We start from the raw sequence: 23,222 nt of genomic DNA on the forward strand, positions 1-23,222 counted from the left end.
AGTACCGAACATCGAAACAGGCTCCGGGACGAGCCAAGGAGAGTCAATGTCGGATGTGCACAGTCACCGCGCTACGGATTCCAGGGTGCGGGGGCGGTTAGGGCCTTTTGAGCTATGGACGCGAGGTCCACGCAGGCTGAGAAATCGGATCTTCGCGGCCTGGTTGATTAGTCTATTGGTCGCACTGGGATCTGGCTGGCTGGCCATGTCTCTGGGGTGGACGGGACTGTCCTGGCAGCTGGGTGCGACTCATTGGCATTTTTCTTTCTATCCGCCGGTCCTGATCGCCATGGGTTGGCTGCTCTGGTTTGGGTTCAGTTGGGCTGCGGCTCTTGCGTGGGTCGTGGGCTGGGTGTTACCCAGCGTTGGCGGCATGCCGGTTGGCGATGCCGCCTTTTATGCGCTGATCGATCCGGCCGGAATCGCTGTGTTCGCCTTGGTGTACTATGCGGTCCCTCAAACCGCTGACTTGCGGATCTGGCCGAATGTTATCCTGTTTGTCGTACTCTCGTTCGCTGCGGCGATCTACAGTTCGTTGGGCGCATTTTACTGGGCACAAAGCGTATCCGTTGCGCCTACCGATCTGCTCAGGTTATGGCAGGGATGGTGGCAGGGCTACCTGCTGCAGAGTCTTTCGGTACTGCTGCCTCTGGTTATGTTGCTCGATCGCAGCTTTAGACGCTGGCAGGCGCGTACGGGCCTTTGGAGTCTGCAATTGCCGCACTCAGCGAGCTTCTCACGAATAACAGCCTCGGTGGTTGTGCTCCTTTCCGCATTCCTTCTATTTACCTACCTGTCTGTGGAACAGATTGACGGCATCTTGAGGGTTGCGTCGCTCAGTCGTGAGCCAGCAGTGTGGCAACCGTTGTCGGCAGCGAGCCGGGACGCGATTGGCGCTCTTTTCTGGGTAGTGATCTTGATTCTGTTGGCGGTTGCGGTATTCGGTATCGCTGTGTTTCGGTATTGGACGCGGCGCCTGCAGCGCTCCCGTCGCGCTTTGCTTGAGATTAACGAGGCCTTGCGTGAAGAGGTTCAACGGCGGGAGGCGGTACAGGCGGAGCTTTATCGGGAAGCTACAATCGACCCTCTTACCGGGCTGTATAATCGTCGTTTTATGCGCTCCTGGCTTGAAAAGGAGCTGGCCCGGGAGCGTCGCCATGATGAAACACTGGCAATGTTGATGATCGATATCGATCACTTCAAGAAGCTCAACGACCATTATGGCCATTCGGCCGGCGATAGTGCCCTGACCCAGCTCTGTACTTTTTTGCAGGAAAACGTACGTGAAAGTGACATCGCCTGTCGTTTTGGGGGGGAAGAGCTGGTGTTACTGATGGGGGATGTGGATCCCCCCAGTGCTCACCGGCGGGCCGTTGATCTGCTTGAAGGGGTCCGCGAGCTGGAGATATCGCATGATGGTGAAAGGCTGCCTTCGCTGACTGTGTCGATCGGGCTGGCCCTGTCGCCCCGCGATGGGACCGACTTTGATTCGTTGATCCAGTCCGCCGATGATGCCATGTATAAAGCAAAGCGGTCTGGCCGTGATCAACTCTGTGTGGCCGGATCGGACAATGAATAGGTTGCCAGAGCAGTACTCGGTAACGGTAGGAGTGCAGGTGTGACAGAGCCTTCGGCACAAGCCAGTTTTTTTAGCGCCTGGGTGGCGGAAATGCGTGCGCGTCCCTATTCGGCAGTGGGGCTGGGCGCGGCTATCGCGGTTATTTTGCTTCTGCTGGTGAGTCAGTTGGTTGCCCATCCGGTCTCGGCGCGGGCGCTGGAAGTTGCGGCGATAGGTGGCTTGGCTGGCTTCGGGTCCACGGCAGCCGGCGCTGTGGGCGCGCTGTTCCTGCGTGGCTTGAGCCAGCGTGCAGAAGACAGCATGTTGGGTTTTGCCGCCGGTATGATGTTGGCGGCAGCTTCTTTCTCGCTGCTCCTCCCGGGGCTGGCGGAAGGAGAGCGGCTGACCAGCAGTGGCATACTCTCTGCCCTGATCATGACGGTGGGACTCGGGCTGGGTGTTGCCTTGATGTTAGGGCTGGATCGATTTACGCCTCACCAGCATGAGCATCTGGGTGCGTGTGGCCCGGCGGTGGCCCGGATCAGTCGAGTATGGTTGTTCACGTTGGCCATCGCCCTGCATAACCTGCCGGAAGGGATGGCCATCGGGGTCAGTTTCTCGGCGGGAGATCTGGCTGTTGGATTGCCGCTGACAACGGCTATCGCGGTGCAGAACGTGCCTGAGGGGCTGGCTGTCGCCATGGCGTTACGGGCTGCTGGGATTACTCCCGGGCGCGCTGTGCTGTTTGCCGCCAGTACCGGGCTGATGGAGTTGCTCGGCGCATTCCTGGGGCTGGGTGTTGCGGGCGGTTTGCCGCTTGCCTATCCGGTGGGGCTGGGGCTTGCGGCCGGGGCGATGATCTTTGTTGTGTCCCATGAGGTCATTCCGGAGACTCATCGAAACGGTCATCAGACGCCAGCCACGCTGGGACTGATGATGGGTTTTGGCTTGATGATGATACTGGATACGGCGCTGGGGTAACGTGAGGCCGCCTCTGGAAACACGACACTTTTACCGGAACGGTCCCGACTATGCAGGGGCTGAAGTGGTGGACTTTGCCGCGATCCGGCGCCGGTTCGATTTTCGGACAATTCGTATCGGCCGTTGGGTCAAACCCGCAGAGCAGCAGCGTGCTGCGCGCCATTTTCATGATGCGCTCTGCGATCTGATGCAGATTCTTCAAGTTCCTGAAGAGGTGATTTCACTGCGTGGCACACTGGGGCTGCATTACGGGGCCGGTGGCCGGCCCGGTGTGGCTGCCCATTACGATGCAGGTGCCCGGGTCTTTGCGTTAGCCAAAAATGCGGGCCCCGGCAGCATCGCCCACGAATGGTTTCATGCCTTTGATCATTACATCGCGTCGAATGCTTTCCAAAATGTGGGCGCGGGGCTTTTCGGTTCCCGTGCCTGGCTACATGACGCCACCGCGGTAGAGCATCCGTTGAACGTCAGGCTTTACGCCTGCTATCACGCCATCATGTTGTCGCCGGAGGGTGATGCGCCCAGCGAACTGGTTAATCGCTCCATGGTGGTCGATCGTAATCGCGGTGATCTCTACTACAGTTTACCCGAAGAGGTCTGTGCTCGAGCATTCGAGGCCTGGGTACAGGATGCACCGTTGAAAAACCACTTTCTGGTCAAGGGCACCCGGCAAACCAGAGAAGCACAACTGGGTCTTTATCCAGAAAAGGCGCAAAAGGAACGCGTCGGGAGGGCCTTCACGGCGTATTTTTCCTGTTTAGGACAATTAATGGTCGCTCAAAAGAGACGTTAGTAAATCTATACTATACTATTCGCCACCATCCAAAGATGATCATTCGGTCAATAGTTTGGTCCGTATTCCGAGGGAGCTCAATAGACGCGCATGCAATATCTGTTTTATCTCAGCGCCAGCGAATCTGTGCAGGATGCCTTTACCAACGCGCTCGATCCCGTATGTGACGTGCTCATAGCCAGTTCGCCGGAGGCTTTTTGCCGGCAGCTTGTGGAAGTGGCTGTTGCCGGCAACTATGCCGGTGTACTGGTGATTGATGAGCCCGCTTATAAGCGTTTTGGCAGTGATATGTGTCAGACGCTGATTGCGCGTGCCCGGGAACATGCGTTGAGCAGCATCATGCTGATCCCCGAGCAGGCTCCACAGTTGAAAGTGACTGCAGCCAACGCGGGATTTGACGACACCATCAGCGCGCCGTTTATGACCGCTGTTATCGACAGCAAGCTGCGGACCCACTTCCGTCTGCAGGAGTTGACTCGGCGGGTTGATGAGCAGACAGATGCCATGGATCATGTCATGTCCGAACTTGCAGTCGTGCAGGACGCGGCTATTCTCAGCCTGGCGGCGATCGCCCGGGTACGTGATCACTCCACCGGTAACCACATTCTCAGGACCCAGCATTATGTCAAAGCGCTGGCGGAGCATCTGCGTTATCACCCAAGGTTCGAGGCGGAGCTGGATGAAGATACCATCGAACTGCTCTACAAAACCGCTGCTTTGCACGATATTGGCAAGGTGGCTATTCCCGACTCGATCCTGCAAAAGCCGGATCGCCTGACTGATGACGAGTTTGTCATTATGAAGCGGCACACCCTGTTCGGCTTTCGTGCCATGCACACCGCTGAGCAGTTAATGGATCAAAAGGTGGGTGTGCAGGCGGCGCGTTTTCTCAAGATCGGTCAGCAAGTGACGTTGAGTCATCATGAACGCTGGGATGGGCTTGGCTACCCTCAGGGGCTTAAGGGCGAAGCGATCCCCGTGGTAGCCCGGTTAATGGCGGTGGCCGATGTCTACGATGCGGTTTCGTCCCGGCGCCCCTATAAAGATGCGTTGGGCCACAAGGCGGCTGCGCGAATTATTATCGACGGTCGGGGAACCCATTTTGATCCAGATGTAGTTGATGCGTTCGTGGATCTCGCCGATACGTTTGAGCACATAGCGGGTGTGCTCGAAGATCGTTTCCCGTCATTAACGGATTTGACGCTGCACTCCATGGATGAGCTGATGCCCCATGAGCTGGATCAGCGTTAACGAACAGTCCGTCAGTTAACATACAGTTTGAATTTCCTGCGCACGAAACTAATCAATGACCGCTTCTGCCCCTCGCCTGTTCTTTGTTGATGATGAGCCCAATGTACTCAGCGCCCTGCGCCGGGCGCTGCGCTTTCGGTATGCGGACTGGACTCCCTGTTTCTTTTCCGATCCGGCTCAGGCTGAGCAGGCACTGGTTGAGAGTCCGCCCGATATTATCGTGTCTGAACTTCGCCTGCCGGGATACGAAGAGTCGAACAGTATGCTTGCTCTGGCCCGACGGCAGGCACCGACCGCGGTCAGGATACTGTTGAGTGGTGAGGTCAGTCTGGATGCGGCGCTTGCCGGCGCCAACAGTGCCCATTTCATGCTGCGCAAGCCTTTCGATTCCATGTCGCTGTTTCAGGTTCTCGAGACCGCTCAGCGACTCATCGCGCTGCCTGTGAGCGAGCAGCTGCGAACGGATCTGGGGAAATTGAAGTCATTACCGGTGCTACCTCGGGTTTATCAGCAGCTGAGCGATGAGCTTCGTAAGGAGGAACCCAGTACCAAGCGGGTGGCGGCGTTGATCGGAGAGGATCAGGCGCTGATGACCAAGGTGCTACAGGTTACCAATTCGCCGTTTTTTGGGTTCTCTTCCCGAACCACGGAAATAGAAGTGGCTGTGACGCGGTTGGGCTTTACAACACTCAAAAGCCTGGTGCTGCTGGTTGAGCTTTATCACGGTGGTGACGCACGCAGCTCTCGCTGGATGAACCGGTGGATGGACGAGGCGCTGACGATGGCGACGCTGGTGGACAGCGTACTGCGGGACAGCGAGCATACACTGGATGCTGAAACACGCCACGCCTGCATGCTCGCCGGTCTGCTCTACAACGTGGGTAAACTGGTCAATCTCAGTCGCTGTGAACAGGGAGCCGAACCGCTTGATATGGCCTGGATAGAGGCCGATTTTGAGCATGCGGGTGGTTATCTGCTTGCGCTCTGGGATTTCGATACGCGGGTGGTGCAAGCGGTGTTACATCAGACGAGTGCTGTGCTGGATGCGAGTACAGATCCGGTGGTTATTGTTTTAAATCAAGCGCGCCGTCTCAGGGATGGCGAACTCAGCATTGAATCGGAGACTCCTTGATGTCAGCGCATCAGCCCTCTGCACGACGCTCCATTTTCCACGTGATTGCGAACGGATATATCAAAAGTGCCCTGATTCCGGTCGTGCTTATCGAGCTTGCGCTGATAGCGGCTTACCTGGTGACCAACACCCTCATCCGTGATGAAAACATTCAGATGATGAATACCAGCGCACGGGCGAATCTACAGGAAACGGCGCGACTGGAATCCTATGCTATTGATAACCAGCTTGAGGCGGTCACCCGGCAGACAGCGCTGTACGCAGAGCGAACCCGTCAGGCACTGGCCAGTGATTATCAGCCGAGCAGGGTAGAGTTGAATCGCTATGCCAACAGTGAAGGCGGGGCCTGGTACACCACCGAAGATACCGGTGGCTCGGCTCTGCTCTACTCGGCCATTACCTCAGTGGGCCCGGAGGAGCGTGCCAAGGCCTGGCGACTTGAGCAGCTTGACCCGCTGATGAAAGAGATCGTGCGTACCAGTGATCTTGTAACCCAGGTCTATTTCAACAGTCACGATTCTCTCAATCGGATCTATCCCTATTTTGATGTCCTTGACCAGTATCCGGTCGATATCGATATCCCCAGTTACAATTTTTATTATCTGGCCGATGCTCAGCACAATCCGAATCGGGAGGTCGTCTGGACGGATGTCTATGTTGATCCCGCGGGTCAGGGCTGGTTGGCATCGGCGATTGCACCGGTCTATCGCCAGGGCGATGATTTTCTGGAGGGTGTCGTAGGCCTTGATATTCAGGTTAACTCGATTATCGAGCACGTGTTGCAACTGGAACTGGCCTGGGACAGCTATGCATTGCTGCTTGATGGCAGTGGCACCATTATGGCGATGCCCGGACGTGCTGAGACCGATTGGGGGTTGGCAGAGCTAACGGAGCACAGTTACGAGGAGGCGATTCATAGCGATATCTTCAAACCTGATGCGTTTAATATTTTTAAGCGTGAAGATACGCGGGGGCTGGCTGACCGGGTCAGTGCGACCAGCGGTGTGGCGGAGTTGACCCTGAATGGAGCCAGCAAACTGGCTTCATGGTCGGAAATTCCAAACACCGGCTGGCGGTTGCTGGTTGTCGCGGATGAAGAGCAGCTCTATGCGGATGCGAACGCGCTGAAAGATCGATTCGATCAGGTGGGCATCGCCATGATCGCCGGCCTGATCCTGTTTTACCTGCTGTTCATGTTTTACCTTTACCGGAAATCGCTGCGTCTCAGTGGAGAAATCTCCCGCCCCATGCAACAGCTGGAAGGGCAGATCAGTCAGATAGCCGATGGCGACTACGACCTGCCTGTTACCGACTTTCAGATCCGTGAGGTGCAGCATATATCGGACGGGCTCCAGGCCATGTCCGCCGAACTGGCAGCCGCGCACAATAAGCTGACCGAGATTAACCAGGATCTGGAGCAGCGGGTGCGTGAGCGTACCGATGAGTTGGAGCAGGCGAACCATCTGTTACGGGATGAGAAGTCGGAGCAGGAGCGATTGATCACAGAACTGCGTGAGATGCAGGCGCAGCTGGTACAGTCTGAGAAGCTTGCTTCGTTGGGGCAGCTGTCAGCCGGGGTTGCCCATGAGATCAACAATCCGCTTGCTTTTGTCAGCTCCAATATCGATTGTCTGCGCGATTATACGGACTCACTGATGCGGCTTCAGTCCGGCACTGAGGCGCTGCTGGATAATGATGCACAACGCAAACAGCTGGCGTCAATGAAAGCGCAGGAGCAGTTTGACGTAATCGCCGAAGAGCTACCGGATCTGATTGCCGACTCCGCGGAGGGCGCGCGGCGGATCAAGGTGATCGTCGATAACCTGCTCGACTTCTCCCATATTTCCAATACCGAATGGAAAACGGCCGATATCAACCAATGTCTGGAGACGACGTTGGTGATCTGTCGCAATGAGCTGAAATATAAGGCGGAAGTCACCAAGGAGCTGGCAACGTTAGAGCCGATAGTCTGTATCCCGTCGCAGATCAATCAAGTGATTCTGACCCTTTTGATTAATGCGGCCCAGGCGATTGAGCAGCACGGGCGAATCGAAATCCGGACCCGGTCTGAACAGGGTGGGGTGAGCCTGCGTATCTGTGATAACGGCAGCGGTATCAGCGCCCAAGATCTGCCTCGGATATTCGACCCCTTCTTTACCACCAAGGAAGTGGGGCAGGGAACGGGGCTGGGGCTATCGGTTGCATATGGCATCGTGAATGCTCATGGCGGCCGTATTGAGGTGGACAGCACACCCGGAGAAGGTAGCTGCTTTACCGTTTGGCTGCCGGAGACCCAGACCTGAACCCTGCTTTTGCAATCGCAGACCTGTTCTGGAACACTGCGCGGCTCTGGATCAGGAGTACGGCACAATGTCAGCAGGCGTAGAGGTTTTTTTGGCGCGGGATGAGTACGGCGTCATCCGTGTGCTGGATGATGGCGAGCGCCGCATTCTCAGCTTTGGCGGCGATGATGAGCAAAGCTGCGCGCTGCGCAGTGAACCCTGGCGCCTGCAACACGAATACACGCGGGCGATGGTTCTGGTCCTGCTGTTCTGTCAGCCGCGACGGGTTTTGAGTCTGGGGCTCGGCGCTGGTTCACTGAATACACTATTGCACCGCAGCATTCCCGGGTTGAAACAGCACGTTGTTGAACTGCGCCCCTCCGTCGTGGAAGCCGCCCGCGGCTTTTTCGGATTACCGGACGGTAAGCGACTGACCGTGGAGGTGGGAGACGCGGGTTGTTACCTGGATGGGCCGCCGGAGCGCCGTGTCGATCTGTTGTTCAGCGACCTGTACGGTCCCGAAGGAATGGATGATCAGCAGATCACAGAGCGGTTTGTCGAACGATGTCAGGTGCATCTCAAGGACGATGGCTGGCTGGTTTTAAACTGTTGGCGCGAGCATCAGGACAGTGATCTGATCAATGTGTTGAGTGGCGGTTTCAGTGAAATCTATGGTTGCCAGACGCCGGATGGTAACTGGATTCTGTATGCCGGTAATCGGCCCGTTCAGCTGGGTAGCCGGGCGGTTCGTAAGCAGTTGCGTGAACTTGAGCAGCAGCTGGGCTTCTCGCTTTCCGCCACATTCAAACGCATCCGGGCAATACTGTACAGCGGCGACTAAACTAGATGCTGCACCCACGTAACCGATGGCGTACAGGATGTTATGAATGCTAAACCGACCTCCGGTGACCAGGGAGTTGGTCGTTTTTTAGAGCGATTGTCGAAGCTGAGGGCGCGTTCCGGCGCCCGTATCGCACTCGTTGCCGTGGTGCTGTTTCTGGTTTTCGATTTTACCGCGCTGGCGCTTAATTTCTGGCTTTCTTATCGAATTGAAACGCAGGCGGTCAATATCAATCTGGCGGGCCGCCAGCGGATGCTCTCTCAGCGTATGGTGAAAGTCTTACTGCAGATTGAGGACCAGCGGGCGCTGGATCAGGGGTCCGGCGACCTGATGCAGGAGTTGGCTCGAACCTATCGCCTGTTTGACAATACGCTGGAGAGTTTTGCCAACGGTGGTGTGACGACAGCTGCGCTCGGTGCCGAAATAGAACTGGCTCCACTGGTGGGGGCGAACAATCGAGCCCTGATCAATAACGCTTTATCACTCTGGAAACCCTACCGGGAAGCGGTGGGCGCGTTGTTATACACGCAAGCCGGCGATTCCGACACGCTTCAGCGTGCGGTTACGCTGGCGCGAAGCTCCAACCTGGAACTGCTTGATCTGATGAATCGACTGACCACGGAGCTGGAGCGTCAAACCCAGCGGGAAGCCCGTCAAATTCGCTTTTTCCAGGGGGCTCGCCTTCGTGCTTGCTCTGCTTAACTTCAGTTTTGCATTGTCGATCTATCTGCTGGATCTTCGGCGTACTCACCGTGAACTGGATTTAATCGACAGCATAATCAATCGGGTTGCGGCCGGCGTTCTTGTTGCGGATAAATGGGGCAATATTCTACGTGTTAACCAGCCTATGGAGAGCCTGTTCGGTTACAGCGAATCTGAGTTGGTGGGTCACCCTGTGGGAAGTTTGATCCGGGAAGAGGCGGGGGAGCGTTTTGGCAGCCATCGTGATGGGCGCCAGCTCCACTGCTCGGTGGAGGTTAGCCAGGCGCAGCTCGGCGGGCGGCCGGTGCAGGTTTACACGGTGGTCGATGTCAGCGACGAACGTAAGGCACGAGACAGGCTGTCGGTGCTCGCTTATCATGATCAGCTGACGGGGTTACCGAACCGTTTACTGTTTGATGATCGCCTCAAGCTGGAACTGAATCATGCCCGTCGGCGTAACTCGGTACTGGCTGTCCTGTTTATCGACCTGGATCGCTTCAAACCAATCAATGACAACTGTGGTCATGATGTGGGCGATCAGGTCCTACGCCAGCTGGCGCTTCGTATGACTGCGACCCTGCGTAACAGTGACACCGTCTCTCGTTGGGGCGGCGATGAGTTCACGGTGATTTTGACCGACTTGGAAAGTGTGGAAGATGGTATTACGTTGGCGAACACATTGATTGGCGAGATCACCAAACCTTATCGGGTTGAGGGGGGCACGCTTGAGCTGGGAGCCAGCGTCGGGATGGCCTGTTATCCCGTGGATGGAGAAAGCGCGGCACTGTTGCTGCAACGTGCGGATCAGGCGATGTACTGGGCGAAGCGGAACGAAACCGGTACGCTGGCGCTATTCAGCGGTCTGACACAGGCGGAGCAGCAGGAGTCATCGAGAGAATTATGAGTGGTGTTATCTGGAAACAAGCAGCCTTTCGTCTTCGGCCCCAGGCCCGAGGCTTTCATCTGATTACTGACCAGATTGAACAAGCGCTGGTTGATGAACTGGCACCGGTCCGCTGCGGTCTGCTTCATCTTTTTCTACAACACACCTCGGCATCGCTGACACTGAATGAAAGCGCCGACCCCACGGTCAGGGTCGACTTTGAATCGCACTTCACGCGCAGTGTACCCGAGCAGCCAGGGCTCTATCGCCACGACTATGAGGGGCCGGATGATATGCCCGCTCACCTGAAAAGTAGTTTGCTGGGTGCCGAGTTAACCCTGCCTGTCACTGAAGGGCGCCTCAATCTGGGGACCTGGCAGGGGATCTACCTCTGCGAGCATCGTGATGCTGCCGGAGCCCGACAGATTGTTGCCACGATTCAGGGACAGGGTTAATTCCTTGAGAGCGCCACTCACCCGTTTTATTCAGGAGCTTGCGGCTTGACTCTGATGGATTGGGCCGGCCAGGTGGTCAGCCTCGTTGCGCTTGGCTTATGTGTCCTGGCCTTCTCCAGCAAAGATGATCGGAAGCTGATGAGCCTGCTGGTCTCTGCCAATATCGCATTCGCCATTCAGTTTGCACTGTTTGGCAGCTGGGCTTCCGCTCTGCTGACACTGCTGGTGATTGTACGCATCGTGTTGGCCCGACGATATGCGCGAAACTACTGGGTCATGTCCGGTGTGCTGGCGGCCAGCTGTCTCGGTGCCTGGTTTACCTGGCAGGGGCCTGTCGATCTTTTGCCACTGCTGGCAATGTTTCTGGGCACGCTGGGGATGTTTCTGCTGCGGGGAGTCCCCATGCGCCTGATGTTGGCGGCGGCCGCCACTGCCTGGCTGCTTGCCAATCTTGTCGTCGGCTCCATTGGGGGTGTCGTGGCGGAGGCCATTGTGGTTTTTACCAACCTGATCACCATTTTTCGGCTTATACGTCAGTCTTGAGCCGGCCTGACCTTTGCTCTGGCCTGACCTTTGCTAAGTACAGGGGCGCAGTAGTAGAGGTGAATATGTCTGAAAAGTTGTTTCCCTGGTTTCAGCCGGTCGTTGATGTGGCCAGCGGCCGTGTGGTTGGGTACGAAGCGTTGGCACGGATGTGTGATGAAACGGGGGCTGTCGTTTCAGCGGCACCCCTGTTAAAAGCCGACTCGGCATCGGCGGAAGAGAGATTGCACCATGATCGTGCATTGAGATGGGAGGCGCTGCGCCTTTTTGCAGCACAGGACCGCTCGGATCAAACTCTGGCACTAAACCTGTCACCGGAGTGGATCGACGCGCTGGATTCATTTGAGTTGCTACCGACGCTGGAGATGATCCGGGAAGCCGGCGTGCGCCCGGAGCAGGTGATTATCGAGATCACCGAGATCAACGGAGACCTGGACCGGATCTGTCAGCTGGCTCAGTGTTATCGTGACGCCGGTGTCAAAGTAGCCTTCGATGATTTTGGCGCCGGTTTCCAACAGTTGGATCGAATTATTGCGTTTACGCCCGATATCATCAAAGTGGATATTCGCATGTTCTCGCCGGGTCGGATGACGCCCCAAAAACGCGCTTTGCTGCAGATGATGGGGGAGATGGGCGCCCGTCTTGGCAGTAAAGTGGTTTTTGAAGGGGTCGAGACCGAAGACGAGTTTTTTCTGGCCCTGCATTGCAACGCCAGCCAGATTCAAGGGTTTATGTTCTCCAAGGCCCGGCCTGATTTTGCCGGGCCTGACACGTTCAAGTCACAGGTTGCGGATCTTCTGGCGATGCATCTGGATCTGGCGATCGAGGAGACCGCACGTCGCCAGTGGCATGCGGAAGGGATTCATACCGAGTTACTGGCCCTGCGCGGTCTGATTTTAGCCGGTGAGCAGGCGTTATCTGAACATTTGGCCGGGTATCGCCCGGACCCGGACATCTTGCGCTTTTTTATCTGCGACCGGCAGGGACAGCAGCTTTCGCCCAACTGGCAGTATGATGGCAATCAGTGGTTCGGCGACAGCACGGTTATTGGCGCGAACCGCAGCTGGCGGCCCTACTTCTACCAGTTGGTGGGCGCCAGTGACTACGAGCGCCGTATACTGCGCTCATCCACCTACATCGATATCGAGAGTGGGCGGGAGTGTTACACACTGACGCTGGCGCTGGATGCTAAGCGCGTATTGCTGGTCGATGTGGCTGATCGTGCTCAGAGTCCGCGTCCGATGTCGGCACTGATCGCCTGCCAGAGTGATTTGATGCCCGCTTTATCCTGATCACTGAGCTGGTCTACGGCAAAAGCCTGCTCGATACTGGTCTCCATCGCATCACTGAAGGGGGCTTCTGCCTGCGCCTCACTAGCTGCGATCAGGCTGGCATGGCCGAGCAGATAGGCGGCGAAAAAACGTTGGTCTTCCTGTTCCGGCCCGGCGCTGGTTTCCAGGTCGAGCAGAGTTTGGTAGGCGCGCTCGGCGGTTTCAGAGAAGGTGTTCATTGGGTCTCCACGTGGTTGAGCAGCAGTCCGTACTCTTTACCGTCGGACTCGGTTTGATGCAGTTTTACGATGAGATAGTCGAGCGCGGGTGCAAACCAGATATGGGTCGTTCTGGGGGAGTCCGTCTCGCGCACCCGTTCAACCTTCAAGGCGACGTAGTCGCCCTCGGGGGTGGTGACCGTTTCCTCTCCAAGCACCCGAAACCGGTATTCAGAGAGTGGCCCACCGTCCGCTACAGGGTAGAGTAGCTCGCGTTTACCGGCGGCGAGGTCGAGCCTGAGCTGGAGCTGGTAGCTGAGTTTGTCTTGAGTCGCAGGCGGGATATCCATCTGCCAGGGTTTGTTTTTGATACGGGTCGTTACCCGGTTGTGAGTCCAGTCAAAACTGAGGTCGGCCGCGCGTTTGCGACCAAGGACTTTGCGCCGGTAGCGGTATTCCTGAGGCTGGATGCCATGACTGCTATAGGTGAACCGCGTCTCCTCGCTCTGTGAGGCCACCAGGGCCTGCGCCTGGGAGCTGAATAGCCAGCTGCCATCCTCCAGCTGCTTCAGTTCCCGGGTTGCATCAGCGGTAATCGCCACGCCCGTGTCCAGCGTGGCGCTGTAGGTTGCTCGGAAGGGCAGCAGTGTTTGGGCCAGAGCCATTGGAGTGGTGGCCACAAGCAGCAATACAACGGCCAGCCCCCGACGCACCATCCCTGTTACTCCGTATAACGAAAGCCAGAGGCGGGCAGAGCGGTACCATCCAGGTGCACTGAGCCAGCGCGGAGGGCTAAACGATCCCGGCAGAACCACTCCACCGCAAGTGGATAGATCCGATGTTCCAGGGAATGCACTCGCTGCTGGAGGCTGTCGGCGTCGTCACCGGGTTCGATGGCCACGGGCGCCTGGACGATTAAGGGTCCCCCATCCAGCTCTTCGGTAACAAAGTGCACGGTACAGCCATGTTCCCGGTCACCCGCGTCGATTGCCCGCTGATGCGTGTGCAGGCCTTTGTATTTGGGCAGCAGTGATGGGTGGATGTTGAACAATCGACCGGCGTAGTGGCGCACAAACTCGGGTGTGAGGATACGCATGAAGCCCGCCAGCACGACCAGATCGGGTTCAAAACTATCGATCAGTTCCTGCAGCGCTGTATCGAAATGCTCACGATCAGCGAATTCCCGGTGGCTCAACACCCGTGTCTCGATGCCGGCGTTGGTCGCGCGGGTTAAGCCATAGGCGTCCGCCTTGTTGGATATGACGGCGCTGATCCGCCCAGGGATGTTGCCCTGGGCGAGGTGGTCGATAATAGCCTGGAGGTTGGAGCCGCTGCCTGAAATCAGGACGACGATCCGTTTATCACTCATCAGTTGCTCAGGCCCCGTAACTCCACCTGCTCTTCGCCTTCGCCGGCCTGCTCGATGGTGCCGATGATCCAGGCGGTCTCACCCTGTTCGGCCAGCAGTTTCAGCGCATGGGCGCTTTCGTCGGCGGGTACGCAGATAACCATACCAACACCGCAGTTGAGGGTGCGGTACATCTCACGCTGAGCCACGTTGCCTTCCTGCTGCAGCCACTGGAAAACGGGTGGAATGGTCCAGGAGGTGGTGTCGATAACCGCTTTAGCATTCTCCGGCAGTACGCGCGGAATGTTTTCGAGCAAACCACCGCCGGTGATGTGGGAGAGGGCGTTAACCTGGCTTTCACGGATCAATTTGAGCAGCGGTTTAACGTAGATACGAGTCGGCTCAAGCAGTGCTTCTGCCAGTGTCTTGTCACCCATCGGCATCTGCAAATCAGCCTGGCTCACCTCAAGAATCTTGCGGATCAGAGAGTAGCCGTTGGAGTGTGGGCCGGACGAAGCCAGAGCGATCAGCGTATCACCAGTGCTGACCTGGGAGCCGTCGATGATCTCCTCTTTTTCGACAACGCCGACACAGAAACCGGCCAGGTCGTAGTCATCGCCGTCGTACATGCCCGGCATTTCGGCAGTCTCGCCGCCGACCAGTGCCGCGCCGGCCATTTCGCAGCCTGCGCCAATGCCGGTGACCACGTCTGCGGCCATATCCACGTTCAGGTGGCCGGTGGCGTAATAGTCGAGAAACAGCAGCGGTTCCGCGCCGGCAACGACCAGATCGTTCACACACATGGCGACCAGATCAATCCCGATGGTGTCGTGTTTTTTCAGATCCATGGCCAGGCGCAGCTTGGTGCCTACGCCGTCAGTGCCGGAGACAAGAACCGGCTGGCGGTAACCCGCAGGCAGCTCGCAGAGTGCACCAAAGCCACCCAGTCCGCCGAGAACCTCGGGGCGGGAGGTGCGTTTGGCGACGCCTTTAATACGCTCAACCAACGCGTTGCCGGCATCGATATCGACACCGGCATCCTTGTAGCTCAGTGATGCTTTTTCAGAACCTGTAGACATGGAGTGAATCAACCTTTAAACAGCGGGACGTTATAAGGAGTGGCATTTTACAGCCCTCGACAGGGGCAAGGCCAGTTTAATGCCACGGGATTAGCCGGTTTTTCGCTGCGCTTACGTCGGCAAACTACGGTATGGTAAAGTTTAGCGCTATTTTCGCCAGCGCTCTTTGCCAGAGGAACCGGCACCGATGTTTTCAGTTCGACCGATACAACGCTCACTCCGTCATATCCTGTTGGGGATCTGTTGCCTGCTGCCGTTGTCGGCATCTGCCGAATCGCTCTACTCGGCGCGGGTCGGTGCCGGGTTGGCGCCGGAGCAGCAACTTCAGGCCGCTTTGAATGAGGTGGTTATCAAGCTCAGTGGGACTCGTTCAGTACTGGAGCGCCCGGAGCTATCCACGCTCAGAGACAATGCGCCCCTGCTGGTTGAAAGCCGCGAGCCACAGGCAGAGGGCGAGGTGATCCGGTTTGAGGAGAAGGCGCTGACCAGCCTGATGGCCAATCTGGGGCTGCCGGTCATAGCCGGGCAGGATCGCCCGGAGCTGTTGGTCTGGTTGCTGCACCGTACCGCCAACGGCGTCGAGTTTATCGAGCCCGGTACGCTGTTCTACCCCGCCATGCGGGAGGTGGCGGCTTCACGTGGCTTGCCGCTGCGGGTGCCATTACTTGATCTGACCGATCAACTGGCGATTACGCCTGAACAGGCCGCAGAGGGGGCTTCTCCGGCGCTGCTGAGAGCCTCTGCACGCTACCAGCCGGATGCGGTTCTGGTCGGTGTCATGGAGGGAGGGCGTGTACTTTGGAGCTACAGCAGCGGAGATCTGCGCTACCAACGCCAGAGCGATGCGTCCCAGGCCGGTATTGGCCCCGTATTGAACGCCATGGCGGATCAGTTGCTGGCGGGTGAACCGCTGCCGCAGGAGACCGTCGAGTATCAGTTCCAGCGCGTGGTTGTCGATCAATACGTGCCGGCGGGTCTTGAGCTTGAACTGACCGGTATCACCTCGGCCGATGATTACCTTGCGGCAACGGCGGCACTGCGGAGTCTGCCTCAGGTTGACGCGGTGATCACCTCGCGCCAGACCTCTCAGCAGCTAATGCTGACCCTGGTGGGGCTATCCCCGGCCAGTGAAGGGCTGGTGAGACAGGATGCACGTTTCCAGATCGTCGCGCCCGGGCGCTATCGATGGGTTGGTTCGCCGGAGTCGGCAGTTCAGTCGCAGGGCGGCCAGCCGCAACCCTAATCCGGCTCGACAGGGAGATCACTTATGCAGATCAGTGAATCGCAACGCTGGTTTTTGCTGATTACGTCCATCGTGGCCGGGGTGCTGGTTTACCTGCTGGCACCGATTCTCTCGCCGTTTTTGGTGGGCGCCTTACTGGCTTATTTGACTGACCCGGTGGCCGATCGACTTGAAGCCAGAGGTTTAGGCCGTACCCAGGCCGTGGTGCTGGTCTTTGTTATGCTGACGCTGTTGATGGTGATCTCGGTACTGCTGTTGATTCCTCAGCTGAGTGAACAGATCCAGACCATGATCCGCCAGGTGCCGGCAGTACTGGATGTGTTGCATAACCGTTTACTGCCTTGGGTGGAGCAGACGCTGGGAGTGAGTTTCAGTCGCCCTGATATCGAGAGTGTGCGTCAGCTGGTACGTGAGCACTGGCAGCAGACCGGCAACCTGGCTGCGCAATTGATGGGCGGTTTGACACGGTCGGGCCTTGCGGTGGTGGGTTGGGTCGCGAACCTGGTATTGATTCCGGTGGTGACTTTTTATCTGCTACGTGACTGGGATGTGATGATGGCGAATATCCAGCATCTGCTGCCCCGTAATCTGGAGCCCAAGGTGACGCTCTGGGCCCGTGAGTGCGATGAAGTGCTGGGGGCCTTTGTAAAAGGGCAGTTGATGGTCATGCTGGCGCTGGGCATTATCTATGCGGTCGGGCTTTGGATTGTCGGGCTTGATCTTGCGCTGCTCCTTGGTATGCTTGCCGGCCTCGCGAGCATCGTCCCCTACATGGGCTTTATCGTCGGAATTGTGGCGGCGGCACTGGCCGCCTACGTGCAGTTCCAGGATCCGGTCATTTTGGCCTGGGTGGCGGCGGTCTTCGGTGTCGGTCAGGCACTGGAAGGTATGGTGCTGACACCTCTGCTGGTGGGGGACCGAATCGGCCTGCATCCGGTTGCGGTGATTTTTGCGATCATGGCCGGAGGTCAGCTGTTCGGATTTGTCGGTGTGCTGCTGGCGTTGCCGGTAGCAGCGGTGATTATGGTTCTGTTGAGGCACCTGCACCAAGGGTACAAAAGCAGTCGGTTATATACGTCCGACCAACCGGATCAATCCGGTGAAGTAGAGTGAGATGAGTACGAAAACGGCACCTCTGCAGCTACCTCTGGGTATCGGCCTTAGAGACGACGCACGCTTTGAGAATTATGTCAGTGGCGATAATGCGCTGGCCTGCGCCCAGCTGGAGCAGGCCGCCCGAGGGCAGGGCGAGCAGTATATCTATCTCTGGGGGCATCCCGGCGTAGGCTGTTCCCATCTGCTTCAGTCCTGCTGTCATGCCGCCGACCCGGTTAAGCGCACCGCGGTGTATCTGCCACTTTCCGAGCTGATGCATGCGGGGCCCGAGCTGCTTGATGATATGGACCAGCTGCAACTCGTCTGTATCGATAACCTGGAGCGGATCGCCGGACAGCGTGCGTGGGAAGAAGCGCTTTTTCATCTGTTCAATCGCATGCGTGCTGTGGGTCATGTGTTGATTCTGGCGGCTGATCGTTCGCCCAGACGCCTCGGTTTAGATCTGCCTGACCTGGAGTCGCGCCTGAACTGGGGATTAGTGTTTCAGGTCAGGCCACTGGATGATGCGGCTAAAATCGTTGCGCTGAAATCACGGGCTGCGGCACGGGGGTTAACGCTGGGTGACGAAGTGGTCCGCTACCTGATGCATCATGGTAGCCGTGATATGTCGAGCCTGCTTGTCACGCTGGATCGACTCGACCGCGCGTCTCTCAGCGCTCAGCGCCGGATCACCGTTCCCTTCGTCAAACAGGTGATGGGCTGGTAGATCAGGCCGGGTATAAAAGGCCACACTGTCATCATAGGTTAATGCCTTATCGCTTAGGCTGAGCACTCCGATAACCCAGGGAGTGCGTGACGTGATCGACCATGATAGACAGATTCACTTCGCTTCGGAGGTGACTTCGGTCGCCGAGCCCGAGTCCTTTTCCTTGATTGTCCCTGATGTGCGCATGACGCTGGCGCATCGAGTCCGTCCCGACCGGGGTTCACGTCCGCTGCTGGTTCGTCATTGGTTTGAAGGTGAGCTGGCCGGCAGGCCGGGGCGGCTTCTGGTATCTACCTCCGGTAAGGTGATCATGGATCTGTATGTGCCTGACCGGCAGTCGGAGCAATTTAGTGTTGATCTGCCGACACTGGGCTGCCTGGAGTTCTATTTTGATGCCGACCGGTTTACCGATCATCTCCACGGTGAGTGGGAGTTGCGTATCTATAGCGCCAAATCGGAGTCGATCGCAAAAATGCTCGGGCTCATTCGTGATGAGGACTTGATGGTCGATTGAGCTTTAGAGGACAATTCGCGCCATCTTTCTTGATGGCACGGCTCATGTATCGGCTTATCTCCCAGCACACCGATTTTATCGTTATCGATAAGTTTCCGGATATCAGCGTCCACCGTGACCAGGCGGAATGTGGCCTTGTGACCCGGATCGAAGCGGACCTTGGTCGTAAGCTCTGGTTGGTTCACCGCCTGGATAAAATGACATCCGGATTGCTGTTGCTGGCCACATCCAAAGCCGCCTGTGAAGCGCTGGCCCGTCAGTTCCGGGAACATCGTATCGAGAAGTACTACCTGGCGCTCTGCGACCGCAAACCGAACAAGAAACAGGGGCGTGTAATCGGTGATATGGCGCGCAGTCGACGCAGCGGTTGGCGGTTGCTGAAAAGCCGGGAGAATCCGGCGATCACCGAGTTTTACAGCCGCTCAGCAGGCCCCGGCTTGCGTTTAGTGCTGTGCCGCCCGGCCACTGGGCAAACGCACCAGATCAGGGTGGCACTGAAAAGTCTCGGTGCCCCGATTATCGGTGATCCGCTCTACCATGAAAGTGTTCAACCGGCGCCCGACCGAGGCTACCTGCATGCCTGGCAGCTGTGCTTCACAATGGGCGATGAAGCGTTCCGCTTTATAGCGCCGCCGTTGAATGGAGCTCTGTGGTCTGCAGACTCGGTGCGCGATGCGATTGAGCAGTTTAATCCACCCCGGCAGATGCGTTGGCGCGGGGCTGGCCCTGATCGGGCGCCGGCGGTATGATCGGTCGCTTTTCCGCAAAGGGGAAGCGTCGTGGCTGAAGAGACGCCAATTCCACGGGATTTTTATGCCCGTGATCCTGAAGACCAAAAACTCCTGCTCCAGGAAACCTGGTGTGATCACTGTCAGCAGGTGGGCCTGGGCATGACTGAGCCCGTTGAATACGAACTCTTTGGTATTATCTTCATTGAAGGCAAATGTTGTCAGTGCGGCGAAACGGTAATGACCGAACTGACCGACGACGATTTTTAACGGAGTCATCTGTGGATCAACAGCAGTCCGAACGTTTTGGCGGTACCGAGCGCCTTTACGGCGTTGATGCCGTAGAACTGTACCGGCACAGTCATATCGCTGTGATTGGCGTTGGCGGCGTCGGCTCCTGGGTAGCCGAAGCGTTGGCGCGAACAGCCATTGGTGAGGTGACGCTGATCGACCTGGATGATGTTTGCGTGACCAACACCAATCGGCAGATCCATGCGCTCAGTTCCACCGTGGGACAATCCAAGGTGGCCGTGATGGCGGATCGAATGCGTGATATCAACCCGGATTGCCTGGTGCATGAAGTGGAAGAGTTTGTCAGCCGCGATAATCTCGACGAATTGATCCACACCGAGTTCGACTACGTGATCGACTGCATCGATTCCGTGGGCGTTAAAGCGGCGCTGATCCACCACTGCAAGCGACGTAAGATTCCGATCATCACCGTTGGTGGTGCCGGTGGTCAGGTCGATCCAACCCGAATCGCAATCGCTGATTTGAGCCGCACCGAACACGACCCCCTGGCAGCCAAACTGCGTAACCTGCTACGCCGTCATTACGGCTTCAGCAAAAGCGGCCGCCGCTTCGCGGTGGACTGCGTCTACTCCACCGAGCAACTGCGTTATCCCCAGCCCGACGGGTCCGTCTGCGCCACTAAAACCGTCCATGACGGCCAAACGCGTTTGGACTGCTCCGGCGGCTTTGGTGCATCCACCTGTGTTACTGCAAGCTTCGGATTTGTGGCCGTATCGCGGGTATTACAGAAGATGTATGAGCGTTATCTGCGTCATAGCGGTTGATCTGTTTTGTCGCGTCTCTAGACCAGCGTCGCTCCATCGGCGGTGATGCTCAGGCTGCCTCCTTCGGTAAACAGAAGAGCGATCTCGGGGTAACGGGTCCTGTCGCTTAACAGGTGGCTGTACTTCTCGATAACGGCATTAATTTGTGCCTGGCTCTCGGCCTGGGCATATTCCTCATGGAACGGCTCCAGCTCTTTCAGCGCGGCGAGATGTGAAGAGAGCGCGTTCGCGGTGCTCAGTTCCCGTGCCATAGCCGGATCGTTTTCCAGTGCGGATCTGAGCTCATCGGCGTAGGGATAGTCCGGCGGCAGAACCATTTTTCCCTCTGAATCGTAACGAATACGCTCCGGCACTTCGGGGATACCGTTGGCAGCCAAGAAATCGGGGAACACGCTGGAGATATGGTCCTGCAGTGCCCTGACGTTTTTCTCGCTGGGCAGCAATAGACCATCCAGTGATAGGGAGGGCTGGGAGTAACCATCGGAAAAGTAGGTTCCAAGGCTTAAATTCCGTTCGCCTTTGCCTGTATCCATCGCATAAACATCGGCGGCATCGGCGACCGTTTGCCCCAGTGCTGATATCTGGGTCGAGCGGTCAGTATTTTCCGCCTGGGGGCGCTGTGTTGCCGCAGCCGGGCTGCCGCTGGTATTCGAGTTGCCGGTGGTTTTGTTCAATAAACCGATATAACTGGCGGCGTGACCGATTTGAATTGCCATCACGGACTTCCTTTCGTCTTGAACTCAAATAGATCAAAAGCAAGTTAGGGGCCAAGTTTAATATCCTTAGCCCCTCGTTCTCTATTGCTGCCACTGGATGAGACCGGTGCTAGAGGTCGAGTCAGTTATTGAGTGTTCCTCTGCCAGCTTTCTGGGGGCTGGACCAATAGAGGACGGAAAAAAAAGCGCTCGGTTTTATAGCCGAGCGCAAGAACGGTTTGTGACACTTCAGGCAGCGTCGAACCAAACCGGAACAGCGCCGTTAAGCTAGTTCGTCTTTGATGAACCAGTGATGCTTGGCGCTGTTGAGGAGCGTCAGATACACGCAGAAAGCAATTAGAAAGGTGAGTGGTGCTGAAAAGAGTGCCAGTGATGCGTTGCCAAAGTTGAGCACCAGTATTCCGATACCCGCACCGGCAAACCAGGCGGTAAGCCCACAAGGGTTCAAGGCGGTCACGCGACGGTGGTCACACTCTATATGTCCGTCAAACAACTGGTCATATTTTGGCGAAAAAATATGTGCCAGCGCGATGGCCACCCAGGCCACAACAAAAATACCCTGATAGGCAAGTGCTTGAAGGATAAAGTTGAATACGTTTAACAGCATCAGGGCGTAAACGATACCGCCCACCAAGATTGCCCATCCAAAACGGGGAATGTTTGTAATGCCAAACCGCTCAAAGAAGGCCTGCATGTTCTCTGCTGCCAGGTAGAAGTTGGCCGTATTTATCCGAGTTTGGCTTACCCAGACGAAAAGCAGTCCCCAGATACCCATCAGTTTCAGAATAGCGAGAACCACTGATACTTCAGAAAGCCCGCCCTCCGTCGGAATTGTAGCGGCGAGAAAAATACCAATGGTGCCGTTGATCAGAAAGGTGAAAAGGTAAAACGGCATACCAAAGTTTATTCGGGCATGAAATTCAGAGTCGCTTTCCCGGCCGAAGCGTGCGTAATCCCAGGTGTACATCATGAGAATCCATACGCCCATAAAGTAGGTAAAGCAGTTCCACCAGCCATTTTCGGGGTTACCGCCCTCGGGGCCAAGCGCCAGCCAGGCATGGCTGTAGCCGAACTCGTTGATTGAGAAGGCGACAGCCGCAACCAAACCGAGTATGTAGAACGGGAGCAACACGCCGTTAAATTTATCGAGCCAGTTTTGTACGCCACCGAACACCAGCGGAACGCTATAGAGGACCACGATCAGGTAGGCTATCTCGAGGCTGAGGCCAGGGAAGTAGGCTTGGATAGCGACTGCGATCACGGAACCCTCAAACACGCTGTAGTAGATTGCAGTCGCGAAGAAAATCAAGGTGGCCAGTGCGGCACCGACCTTACCGAACAGTACCCTTGAGAACAGGGCCACCGATAGCCCGGTTCGGATGGCGTAGCGGGTAATGATCGAATTGATTATCCCGTAGGTAACCACGGACAGAGCAAGCCCGATCAGGGCGTTGATCGTACCGAAGTTCATCGCCAGTGTGGCGGAGACCACCAGCCAGAACATCGCGCTGCAAATCGCCCACCATGCCATGCTCAGAGAGCGGCGGTTCAACCGCTCCGTTTCAGGAACAGGCATCGACGCGTTGGCATCAATCCCGTCTTCTTTTTGATTTATTTTTCCTGCCATGGGAGTTCTCTCTTGTTCTCTCAATTGCTGATTGAATGGCCCGGATCCCGACGACATATTTGATCGGCGGAAAACGGGCTATTCACAGGCTAAGCGGCGGGAGAGATGAAAGATTGTGCTTGAGGGGCCTTACTTTTGTTTGTAGAGGAACCTTGGCTT

General features: G+C 56.9%; 25 protein-coding genes. 19 read left to right on the forward strand and 6 right to left on the reverse strand.

All coding sequences use genetic code 11. The features are described from left to right. Positions 1 to 46 precede the first annotated feature (46 nt). The 12 genes from G403_RS24260 (at position 47) to G403_RS0101355 (ending at position 12,713) form a co-directional block, all read left to right on the forward strand. Positions 47 to 1,579 (forward strand): sensor domain-containing diguanylate cyclase, encoded by a 1,533-nt coding sequence (locus G403_RS24260; protein WP_084403885.1) that lies wholly within the window; start codon positions 47 to 49, stop codon positions 1,577 to 1,579. A 39-nt stretch (positions 1,580 to 1,618) separates the two neighbouring features. After that, complete coding sequence (locus G403_RS0101305; protein WP_027852385.1) at positions 1,619 to 2,539, forward strand: ZIP family metal transporter; 921 nt, start codon at positions 1,619 to 1,621, stop codon at positions 2,537 to 2,539. 1 nt (position 2,540) lies between these two features. Further along, entirely contained in the window at positions 2,541 to 3,332 is a 792-nt protein-coding gene (locus G403_RS0101310) for a CLCA_X family protein (protein ID WP_027852386.1), read from the forward strand. A gap of 90 nt (positions 3,333 to 3,422) precedes the next feature. Then, positions 3,423 to 4,583, forward strand: a complete 1,161-nt coding sequence (locus G403_RS21765; protein ID WP_051298348.1) for an HD-GYP domain-containing protein — start codon at positions 3,423 to 3,425, stop codon at positions 4,581 to 4,583. A 55-nt stretch (positions 4,584 to 4,638) separates the two neighbouring features. After that, complete coding sequence (locus tag G403_RS0101320; RefSeq protein ID WP_027852387.1) at positions 4,639 to 5,715, forward strand: HDOD domain-containing protein; 1,077 nt, start codon at positions 4,639 to 4,641, stop codon at positions 5,713 to 5,715. Further along, positions 5,715 to 8,018 (forward strand): ATP-binding protein, encoded by a 2,304-nt coding sequence (locus tag G403_RS24265; RefSeq protein ID WP_027852388.1) that lies wholly within the window; start codon positions 5,715 to 5,717, stop codon positions 8,016 to 8,018. Before G403_RS0101320 ends, G403_RS24265 begins: the two co-directional genes overlap by 1 nt. Before the next feature lie 67 nt (positions 8,019 to 8,085). Next, on the forward strand, positions 8,086 to 8,838 hold the full coding sequence (locus tag G403_RS0101330; protein ID WP_027852389.1) for a spermidine synthase: 753 nt from the start codon (positions 8,086 to 8,088) through the stop codon (positions 8,836 to 8,838). A 42-nt stretch (positions 8,839 to 8,880) separates the two neighbouring features. Further along, positions 8,881 to 9,540 (forward strand): type IV pili methyl-accepting chemotaxis transducer N-terminal domain-containing protein, encoded by a 660-nt coding sequence (locus G403_RS0101335; RefSeq protein ID WP_027852390.1) that lies wholly within the window; start codon positions 8,881 to 8,883, stop codon positions 9,538 to 9,540. Continuing rightward, a complete protein-coding gene (locus tag G403_RS24270; protein WP_051298350.1) occupies positions 9,524 to 10,444 on the forward strand; it encodes a GGDEF domain-containing protein in 921 nt (306 codons plus the stop codon). The genes G403_RS0101335 and G403_RS24270 overlap by 17 nt, the downstream gene beginning before the upstream one ends. Continuing rightward, positions 10,441 to 10,878 (forward strand): secondary thiamine-phosphate synthase enzyme YjbQ, encoded by a 438-nt coding sequence (locus G403_RS0101345; RefSeq protein WP_156899618.1) that lies wholly within the window; start codon positions 10,441 to 10,443, stop codon positions 10,876 to 10,878. The genes G403_RS24270 and G403_RS0101345 overlap by 4 nt, the downstream gene beginning before the upstream one ends. A gap of 54 nt (positions 10,879 to 10,932) precedes the next feature. Next, complete coding sequence (locus tag G403_RS0101350; protein WP_036231992.1) at positions 10,933 to 11,421, forward strand: YgjV family protein; 489 nt, start codon at positions 10,933 to 10,935, stop codon at positions 11,419 to 11,421. Between the two features lie 65 nt (positions 11,422 to 11,486). Continuing rightward, on the forward strand, positions 11,487 to 12,713 hold the full coding sequence (locus tag G403_RS0101355) for an EAL domain-containing protein (RefSeq protein ID WP_027852393.1): 1,227 nt from the start codon (positions 11,487 to 11,489) through the stop codon (positions 12,711 to 12,713). Here the strand turns inward: G403_RS0101355 and G403_RS21780 are convergent. Genes G403_RS21780 through purM form a run of 4 tightly spaced genes read right to left on the reverse strand, consistent with a single transcriptional unit; the run spans position 12,647 to position 15,337 of the window. Then, the gene (locus tag G403_RS21780; RefSeq protein ID WP_051298351.1) at positions 12,647 to 12,931 is read right to left on the reverse strand and encodes a YfcL family protein; all 285 of its coding nucleotides are present in this window, start codon (positions 12,929 to 12,931) and stop codon (positions 12,647 to 12,649) included. The two genes, G403_RS0101355 and G403_RS21780, sit on opposite strands and share 67 nt — an antisense overlap. After that, entirely contained in the window at positions 12,928 to 13,626 is a 699-nt protein-coding gene (locus G403_RS0101365) for a DUF3108 domain-containing protein (protein WP_245578175.1), read from the reverse strand. The genes G403_RS21780 and G403_RS0101365 overlap by 4 nt, the downstream gene beginning before the upstream one ends. A 5-nt stretch (positions 13,627 to 13,631) precedes the next feature. Next, entirely contained in the window at positions 13,632 to 14,279 is a 648-nt protein-coding gene (gene purN, locus G403_RS0101370; RefSeq protein ID WP_027852395.1) for a phosphoribosylglycinamide formyltransferase, read from the reverse strand. Then, positions 14,279 to 15,337: a phosphoribosylformylglycinamidine cyclo-ligase gene (gene purM / locus G403_RS0101375; RefSeq protein WP_036231996.1), complete on the reverse strand. Its 1,059-nt coding sequence runs from the start codon at positions 15,335 to 15,337 to the stop codon at positions 14,279 to 14,281. The genes purN and purM overlap by 1 nt, the downstream gene beginning before the upstream one ends. A gap of 187 nt (positions 15,338 to 15,524) precedes the next feature. Between purM and G403_RS0101380 the strand changes: the two genes are divergently transcribed. The 7 genes from G403_RS0101380 (at position 15,525) to tcdA (ending at position 20,720) form a co-directional block, all read left to right on the forward strand. Further along, entirely contained in the window at positions 15,525 to 16,580 is a 1,056-nt protein-coding gene (locus G403_RS0101380) for a DUF2066 domain-containing protein (RefSeq protein WP_027852397.1), read from the forward strand. Positions 16,581 to 16,610: 30 nt separating this feature from the next. Beyond that, positions 16,611 to 17,693: an AI-2E family transporter gene (locus tag G403_RS0101385; RefSeq protein WP_027852398.1), complete on the forward strand. Its 1,083-nt coding sequence runs from the start codon at positions 16,611 to 16,613 to the stop codon at positions 17,691 to 17,693. Between the two features lies 1 nt (position 17,694). Next, positions 17,695 to 18,402 carry a DnaA regulatory inactivator Hda gene (gene hda / locus G403_RS0101390; protein WP_036232000.1) on the forward strand — a complete coding sequence of 236 codons (708 nt, stop codon included), beginning with the start codon at positions 17,695 to 17,697 and terminating at the stop codon, positions 18,400 to 18,402. A gap of 91 nt (positions 18,403 to 18,493) precedes the next feature. Further along, complete coding sequence (locus G403_RS0101395; RefSeq protein ID WP_027852400.1) at positions 18,494 to 18,916, forward strand: hypothetical protein; 423 nt, start codon at positions 18,494 to 18,496, stop codon at positions 18,914 to 18,916. A 44-nt stretch (positions 18,917 to 18,960) separates the two neighbouring features. After that, positions 18,961 to 19,665: a TIGR01621 family pseudouridine synthase gene (locus G403_RS21785; RefSeq protein WP_051298353.1), complete on the forward strand. Its 705-nt coding sequence runs from the start codon at positions 18,961 to 18,963 to the stop codon at positions 19,663 to 19,665. A 30-nt stretch (positions 19,666 to 19,695) separates the two neighbouring features. Beyond that, positions 19,696 to 19,914, forward strand: coding sequence for a hypothetical protein (locus G403_RS0101405; protein WP_027852401.1), 219 nt, complete (start codon positions 19,696 to 19,698; stop codon positions 19,912 to 19,914). A gap of 11 nt (positions 19,915 to 19,925) precedes the next feature. Continuing rightward, positions 19,926 to 20,720, forward strand: a complete 795-nt coding sequence (tcdA, locus tag G403_RS0101410; RefSeq protein ID WP_027852402.1) for a tRNA cyclic N6-threonylcarbamoyladenosine(37) synthase TcdA — start codon at positions 19,926 to 19,928, stop codon at positions 20,718 to 20,720. A gap of 17 nt (positions 20,721 to 20,737) precedes the next feature. Here tcdA and G403_RS0101415 read toward each other — a convergent pair whose 3' ends face one another. After that, on the reverse strand, positions 20,738 to 21,436 hold the full coding sequence (locus tag G403_RS0101415) for a hypothetical protein (protein ID WP_027852403.1): 699 nt from the start codon (positions 21,434 to 21,436) through the stop codon (positions 20,738 to 20,740). Positions 21,437 to 21,698: 262 nt separating this feature from the next. Then, a complete protein-coding gene (locus G403_RS0101420) occupies positions 21,699 to 23,063 on the reverse strand; it encodes a purine-cytosine permease family protein (RefSeq protein ID WP_051298355.1) in 1,365 nt (454 codons plus the stop codon). Between the last annotated feature and the right edge of the window lie 159 nt (positions 23,064 to 23,222).

Source organism: Marinobacterium litorale DSM 23545 (assembly GCF_000428985.1).
In the GTDB taxonomy this organism is placed as follows: domain Bacteria; phylum Pseudomonadota; class Gammaproteobacteria; order Pseudomonadales; family Balneatricaceae; genus Marinobacterium_D; species Marinobacterium_D litorale.

Excerpts from the sequence above, each read along its gene's own strand:
- G403_RS24260 (WP_084403885.1), top strand. The coding sequence starts at position 47 with ATGTCGGATGTGCACAGTCACCGCGCTACGGATTCCAGGGTGCGGGGG.
- G403_RS21765 (WP_051298348.1), top strand. The coding sequence starts at position 3,423 with ATGCAATATCTGTTTTATCTCAGCGCCAGCGAATCTGTGCAGGATGCC.
- G403_RS0101320 (WP_027852387.1), top strand. The coding sequence starts at position 4,639 with ATGACCGCTTCTGCCCCTCGCCTGTTCTTTGTTGATGATGAGCCCAAT.
- G403_RS24265 (WP_027852388.1), top strand. The coding sequence starts at position 5,715 with ATGTCAGCGCATCAGCCCTCTGCACGACGCTCCATTTTCCACGTGATT.
- G403_RS0101330 (WP_027852389.1), top strand. The coding sequence starts at position 8,086 with ATGTCAGCAGGCGTAGAGGTTTTTTTGGCGCGGGATGAGTACGGCGTC.
- G403_RS0101335 (WP_027852390.1), top strand. The coding sequence starts at position 8,881 with ATGAATGCTAAACCGACCTCCGGTGACCAGGGAGTTGGTCGTTTTTTA.
- G403_RS0101345 (WP_156899618.1), top strand. The coding sequence starts at position 10,441 with ATGAGTGGTGTTATCTGGAAACAAGCAGCCTTTCGTCTTCGGCCCCAG.
- G403_RS0101350 (WP_036231992.1), top strand. The coding sequence starts at position 10,933 with ATGGATTGGGCCGGCCAGGTGGTCAGCCTCGTTGCGCTTGGCTTATGT.
- G403_RS0101355 (WP_027852393.1), top strand. The coding sequence starts at position 11,487 with ATGTCTGAAAAGTTGTTTCCCTGGTTTCAGCCGGTCGTTGATGTGGCC.
- G403_RS21780 (WP_051298351.1), bottom strand. The coding sequence starts at position 12,931 with ATGAACACCTTCTCTGAAACCGCCGAGCGCGCCTACCAAACTCTGCTC.
- G403_RS0101365 (WP_245578175.1), bottom strand. The coding sequence starts at position 13,626 with ATGGTGCGTCGGGGGCTGGCCGTTGTATTGCTGCTTGTGGCCACCACT.
- purN (WP_027852395.1), bottom strand. The coding sequence starts at position 14,279 with ATGAGTGATAAACGGATCGTCGTCCTGATTTCAGGCAGCGGCTCCAAC.
- purM (WP_036231996.1), bottom strand. The coding sequence starts at position 15,337 with ATGTCTACAGGTTCTGAAAAAGCATCACTGAGCTACAAGGATGCCGGT.
- G403_RS0101380 (WP_027852397.1), top strand. The coding sequence starts at position 15,525 with ATGTTTTCAGTTCGACCGATACAACGCTCACTCCGTCATATCCTGTTG.
- hda (WP_036232000.1), top strand. The coding sequence starts at position 17,695 with ATGAGTACGAAAACGGCACCTCTGCAGCTACCTCTGGGTATCGGCCTT.
- G403_RS21785 (WP_051298353.1), top strand. The coding sequence starts at position 18,961 with ATGTATCGGCTTATCTCCCAGCACACCGATTTTATCGTTATCGATAAG.
- G403_RS0101415 (WP_027852403.1), bottom strand. The coding sequence starts at position 21,436 with ATGGCAATTCAAATCGGTCACGCCGCCAGTTATATCGGTTTATTGAAC.
- G403_RS0101420 (WP_051298355.1), bottom strand. The coding sequence starts at position 23,063 with ATGGCAGGAAAAATAAATCAAAAAGAAGACGGGATTGATGCCAACGCG.